At 68.2% G+C, this 6,000-nt stretch carries 3 protein-coding genes and 1 pseudogene; 1 reads left to right on the forward strand and 3 read right to left on the reverse strand.

The features are described 5' to 3' along the window. Positions 1-1,639: 1,639 nt before the first annotated feature. The 3 genes and pseudogenes from KF833_22365 to KF833_22375 all read right to left on the reverse strand — a co-directional run bounded on the left by KF833_22365 (position 1,640) and on the right by KF833_22375 (position 4,970). Positions 1,640-2,635: pseudogene (locus tag KF833_22365) on the reverse strand (SGNH/GDSL hydrolase family protein). A 143-nt stretch (positions 2,636-2,778) separates the two neighbouring features. Then, positions 2,779-3,993: a Tm-1-like ATP-binding domain-containing protein gene (locus tag KF833_22370; protein MBX3748062.1), complete on the reverse strand. Its 1,215-nt coding sequence runs from the start codon at positions 3,991-3,993 to the stop codon at positions 2,779-2,781. Continuing rightward, the gene (locus tag KF833_22375; GenBank protein ID MBX3748063.1) at positions 3,990-4,970 is read right to left on the reverse strand and encodes a PmoA family protein; all 981 of its coding nucleotides are present in this window, start codon (positions 4,968-4,970) and stop codon (positions 3,990-3,992) included. Before KF833_22375 ends, KF833_22370 begins: the two co-directional genes overlap by 4 nt. A gap of 683 nt (positions 4,971-5,653) precedes the next feature. On the opposite strand from KF833_22375, the gene KF833_22380 reads away from it, so the two are divergent. Then, entirely contained in the window at positions 5,654-5,872 is a 219-nt protein-coding gene (locus KF833_22380; GenBank protein ID MBX3748064.1) for a hypothetical protein, read from the forward strand. Positions 5,873-6,000 lie beyond the last annotated feature (128 nt).

A 6,000-nucleotide genomic window follows, 5' to 3' on the forward strand; every position in this document is an offset into this window, starting at 1 on the left:
CGACGCCGAGCTGGTTGCCCCAGGAGTAGGTGATGACGAGGCGGCCCTGCCAGTGGGTGAAATCGAGGTCGGAGTTGTTGCGATTGACGGCCGAGGCAAGGCGCTGGCGTTGGGGGACGGTGAGGCGGGGGTTGTTGGCGACGCGATCGGTGGGGCTGGCGCGGAGGACGGGGTTGAGGGGGCTGGGATGCCAATCGATGAGATCGCGGGAACGGACGACGCGCATTTCGTAGCCGCGATGGGCTTCGAGATAGAAGTTGTAGAACCAGCCGTCGAGCCAGCGAAGGGCGTGGGGCGCGGTGTACCGGTCGCGGGCGTAGTGGCATTCGGGGGGGGTGAGGGTCCAGGTGCGGAGGTCGGGGGACCGAAGGAAGCGGGCGGTGAAGGCGGCACCGGTTTCCTCGGGGGGGCGGTCGATTTCGAACATGAGGACGTAGTCGTCGGCGGTGCGACAGAGGGAGGTATTGAAGACGCCGTAGCGACCCGCGGGCAGGACGGGACGGATTTCCCAGTCGAGGAGGTTGGTGGAGACGAAGAGGTCGATGCCGCTGCGGCCGATGGTACCGCTGACGAACACCGTGCCGTGATCGACGAAGGCGCTGCCGAACTCGTAGCCGTCGGCGAAGGGGGGCGTGGGTTTGCCGGTGGCGCGATCCACGAACCGGAAATGGTTGGTGGCTCTGTCGTTGGCCCAGTAGTCGTGGCGCACCCATTCGAAGCGCCAGAGCCGGTCCTGAAAGACGACCGGGGTGGTTTCGACGAGGTCGAGGTCGAGGGTGCCGAGCTTGCGGATCAGGGGGCGGCCTGAGGCATCGAGGGGACCGGGATCGGCGGGGGCGGCCGAAGGGTCGGGGAGGGGTTCGTTCTCGGAGGAAGGTTGGTGGGCGGCATGGCGCCAGAGGAACTCGACGATGGGGGTGGAATCTTCGAGGCCGTGGGGATGATGGCCGACGCCGGGTTTGGGGATGAGGGTGATGGGGCCGCCGAGCTGACGGTAGCGTTCGGCGACGACACCGGTGTTCTCGCGCCAGGGGACGATTTCATCGGCATCGCCGAAGACGTGAAGCAGGGGGACTTTGCGGGCGGCGAGGGGAGCGAGGTTGTCCACGGGGTTGCCGCGGTAGGAGAGGGCTTCGTCTTCGGTGGCGAAGCCATAACGTTCGAGGACGAGTTGCCAGTCGCGCGGGCTGCCTTCGCCGTCGCCGTGGCCGCCCGGCCAGCTTCGGAAGTCGCAGACGGGGGCATCGCCGTAGAGGCAGGCGACGCGGGTGGGGTTGGCGATGGCCCAGTTGTAGCAGTAGAGGCCGCCGCGGCTGAGTCCGACGAGGGCGGGCCGTAGGCCGAACTGGTGGCGGGTGGTGAGTTCGAGGTAGAGGCCGTTCCAGAGGGCAACGGCGGCGGGGCTGCCGAGCATGTCGGGGATGCCGAGGTGCACGACATGAAAACCGCGGCCGAGCAGGGCGAGGTCGGGGTCGGGCCGGTGGCCGAAGAACTCACCGTGCCAGATCCAGGGGCGGCCGGGCCGTTCCCGGTGGGGGGCGACCACCACCACGGGGCGGCCTTCCCAGAGGAAGTCGTAGCGGTCGAAGTCATTCCAGACGGAGCGGCGGCCGGGGAACGGGTTCTGAGCGAGGGTTGGCAATTCGGCCTCGATGGCGGCGACCTCGGGTTGAATCTCCTCGAGGGGACGGCCGGGGTTCATGCCGGGACGCAGGTGTCCGGTGTGGGTGAGCCAGGTGTCCTTGAGGAGGCGCTGGCGCTGGCGGACACGGTTGAGCACTTCTTCGGCGCGGGGATGAACGGCGAGGGCGGTTTCGGGATCGTCGGCCAGGACCACGCGATCCGGGAGGCCGAGGCGGCGGAGAATCTCGCGGGCGATGAGCCAGTGACCGACGGGGCCGGCATGGACGCCGTCGTCGGCGAGGCGGAAGGCGGGGTCCTCACGGCGTCGTGCATCGAGGAAGCGCTGCATGGGGCCGTGAACATCGACGACATCCCAGCCTGCGGTGCGTTGGGCGAGGAGCCATTGGGCGAAGCGGTCGAGGACGGCGTTGTAGCCTTCGTAGGGCTGGGGGTAGGCATCAAGGCCGGCGGGGAGGGTTCGGGAGCGGATCGGGACGGGATCGAAGACGGGCGGGGTGAGGTGAAGGACCCTGGCACCGGCGTCCGTGGCGGCCTGGCGGAGGCGACGGATGCCGTCCTGGAACCGGGCGAGGCGGGAGTCGTCGTGGGGATGATAGATGCCGTCGTTCATCCCGTAGCAGGCGACGATGAGGTCGGGTTTCAGGCGTTCGAGGATGCGGCCGAGGCGTTCGTGGAGGTCGGGGCGCGGAAAGGCGCCGCCGGCGTGGCCGGGTTCGGAGAGGCCGGAGACGGTTTCGCTGGGGAGACCGAGGTTGAAGAATCGGGCGCGGGTATCGGGTTCGTGGAGGCGGACGAGCGTCTCGACGAGGTCCACGTAGTCGCCGCCGTAGGTGATGCTGTCACCGAGGAAGAGGATGCGTTGGGCTTCGAAGATGGAGGCACCGGCGGGGCGGGGTTGAGCGAGGGTGGCGCGCGGGAGGACGGCGAGGAGGAGAACGAGCGCGGTGGAGAGAGAGGCGATGGCGGGAGGGGTGGGACGGGTGGGGTGCATGGTTGGGGAGCACGGCGGGGGGCGCGTGCGGGGATCAGGTGGGTGGGGGCATGAATGCGAGGGAACAGAGCCGCGAGTCCGGGCGAAGGGGTGGGGTTTAGCGGGCGCGGCGCTGCGCCCGATGAAGGGATGGAAAGAGTGGTTCAGGGAGACTGGGGAAGGGCGGCGAGGAGGAGATCGGCGCAGGTGTCGGCAAAGAGGGGATCGTTGATGGCGCAGTCGAGTTCGCGGACGGCGATGCGGGGATCGAGATGGGTTTTGAGGGTGCCGTAGAGGGCGCGGTCGGCTTCGGGATCGTGGAAGGGTCCGCCGGGGGCGCCGATGAGACTGCCGCCGCGGAGGGGCAGGACGACGGTGACCGGGCCGCGGTAGGCGTTGAGTTTTTCGGCAAGGATGCGGCCCAGGGCGGTGTTCTCGTCCGGGGTGGTGCGCATCAGGGTGACCTGGGGATTGTGCGGGTAGAAGAGGCGTCCGCGGAACCGGTCGGGGACGGTTTCCGGGGGGCCGAAGTTGACCATGTCGAGGCAGCCGGTGGAGACGACGGCGGGAATGCCGGCACGGCCGGCGGCTTCGAGTCGGGTGGGGCCGGCATTGAGGACGCCGCCGACGAGTTCGTCGGCCCACTCGGTGGTGGTGAGGTCGAGGGCGGCAGCGACCATGCCGGATTCGATGAGGGATTCGAAGGTGCGCCCGCCGGAGCCGGTGGCGGCGCAGACGACGACTTCGTAGCCTGCCTGTTCGAGGCGTTGCCGGGCGCGGTCGATGCAGGGGGTGGTGTTGCCGAACTGGGTGGCGACGATGACGGGTTTGTCGGTGGCGACAGGGGGTGGGTTGGATTCGACCATGCCGCAGATGGCGCCGGCGGCGCGGGCGAGGAGGAGGCGGGAGATGCGGTTGAGGCCGGCGACATCGACGACGGCGGGGATGAGGACGATGTCCTTGGCGCCGACGTAGGGGGCGACGTTGCCGCTGACGAGGGTGGAGACCATCACCTTGGGAAAGCCAATGGGCAGGGCGCGCATGGCGGCGGTGGCGATGGCGGTGCCCCCGCCGCCGCCGAGGGAGAGGATGCCGTGGATGCGGCCTTCGGCGGCGAGTTGGGCGACCACGATGGGCGCGCCACGGGACATGGCGGTGACGGCTTCGCCACGATCGCGGCGGGCGGCGAGCTGGGCGGGGTCGGCCTGGGCGGCGGCGGCGATCGTTTCGCGGGGGATGTGGGGGGTGAGGGTGGGTGGGGCGAGGGTGCCGACGTCGAGGATCAGCACCTCATGGCCTCGGGTGCGGATGAGGTCGGCGACGTAGGCGTGTTCGGCGCCCTTGGTGTCGAGGGTGCCGAGGACGGCGATGGTGCTCATGCGCCGGTCCAGGAGCGGTAGAGGCCGTCGATGCCGGCCTCGTCGGGAGTGCCGGCGAAGAGGACGGTGCGGTATTTGAGGTGGACGGACTGGCCGGCGGGCAGGCGCCAGGGTTGCTCGATCCAGTTGAAGGGCATGGGGGAGATCATGCCGTAGTCGCGGGTGAACCAGGGGCAGGGGGCCCAGGGGTTGGAGGGGTGATCCATGAGGGCGATGCCCTCGACCGGTTCGCCCTTGGCCTGGGTGCGCCGGCCGTAGAAGGCGCACCAGCGGGCGGGTTTGCCGAAGGTCTCGGGTTCGCCCACGCCGCCCTCGCTGGAGACGAGATGGCCGCCGCCCCAGGGAGAGATGTCGATGGCGGCGCGGATGGAGTAGAGGGCGTGGTTGGTGCGGAGGACGGTGACATCCTTGACCGCGGTCCACTCGATTTCGGCGTCGATGAGGCGATGGGACGGACTGGTCACCGAGAGGGAGAAGCGGCGGCGGTCGGTCATCTGGACTTCCTGGCCGGGCACGGCCCAGTCGCAGCGATCCTCGATGACGGCGGAGGTCTTTGTGCTTTCGACGACGCGGGGGCCGGCGGAGACGATCTGGCCGCGATCGAGATCCTCCTGCCAGTAATTGCCACCGTTGAGGCGGTCGCAGGAGAAGTACATGGAGCGGTGATGGGGCCAGGGGAGGGCGGTTTCGGACGTCAGGGAGAGGCCGGAGACGGGGCCGACGAGGGGATAGAAGTAGGGGTATTTCTGGCGGGGCTGGGCGCGGTAACTGGTGAGGGGAGCGTTGTTCCAGCGGAGCCAGATCTGGGGCCCGAGCTGGTAATGGGTCAGCTCCTCGGCGCCCGGGGGCGGGTGGCGCTGGGCGAGGGCGGGGGCGGTTCCTAGGAGGAGAGGGGCGACGGCCGCCGTGGAGGCGCGGAGGAAGTCGCGACGGGTCCAGGAGAATTGCCGGTCCGAGTGGGAGATCGCGGGGTGCACGCCCGCACATTAACCACACGGAAAGCGCGGCGTCAGCAACTGGCTGACACAACGTAACCGTTCACGGGGAACCGATTCGCGAGGGACGGCGCGCATTGGATGGGTTGACCATCTGCGGGAACAACGGACGTCACCTGCCCCCTCGTGTCACCATTGCGGGAGGATTTCCGGCAATTCCTCACGCGACCCTGAGCGATGGTTCGCCTTGGCTGGAGGAGACGCTGCGGAGATCGCGAAGCGGAGAAACTCGCGCGGCGCGAGTGCAACGCTCTGATGGCGGAGCAGGTACGCCAACTCGAAGCCCGGAACACTCCACTCGAACAGACCCTCGCTTCGTGGTCTTCAAGATCGATCCTTCCCGCGGTGCCGGGGTCCTGACGCGACTGTTGGGGCGGGAGTTCAAAGGGATCCCCGGCTGCGGATGCCTGCCCGAGGGTGGCTTCCTCGCTCACGAAAAGACCGTTCGCCAAGTGTAGCGCCACAGACTACGGAGAAAGACGGGCTTCGACCTCGCTGGGAAGCACAAGCTCCATGAGTCCATTGCGGACCCAGGGTCTAGTTCGTAAGCGGTCGGTGAACTGCGTCTTCCCGGGACCTTGCGGATCGTGATGGGATAGCGACCATGAGAAGCAGAAGGCAGAAGGCGCGTTGCCTGGAAACGGGCGGCCGGTATCCTGTCTCGCGTGAGCATCGTTGCGATCGTCGAGAAGGACACCATCAGGCTGCCGCCCGGGGTTCATCTGCCGGATGGGACGATGGTACGCGTCGAGCTTGAGGGCGAGTCCGTGGGGAATTCGCTCGCGTGGCTGGGAGCGTTTGCGGGCACGGTCGAGGGACCGAAGGATCTGGCCGCCGAGCACGACCACTGCGCACACGGGGCTCCCAAGAGACCGGAGCCATGAAGCGGGTTTTTGCGGATGCGTTCTTCTACCTTGCCGTTCTGAAGCGCAACGACGCTGCTCATCGCCGATCGATGGAGGCAGTGAGAGCTGGAGCGGTGGAAGCGGTGACCACGATGGCAGTACTCCTC

This window comes from Verrucomicrobiia bacterium (assembly GCA_019634625.1).
Taxonomy (GTDB): domain Bacteria; phylum Verrucomicrobiota; class Verrucomicrobiia; order Limisphaerales; family CAIMTB01; genus CAIMTB01.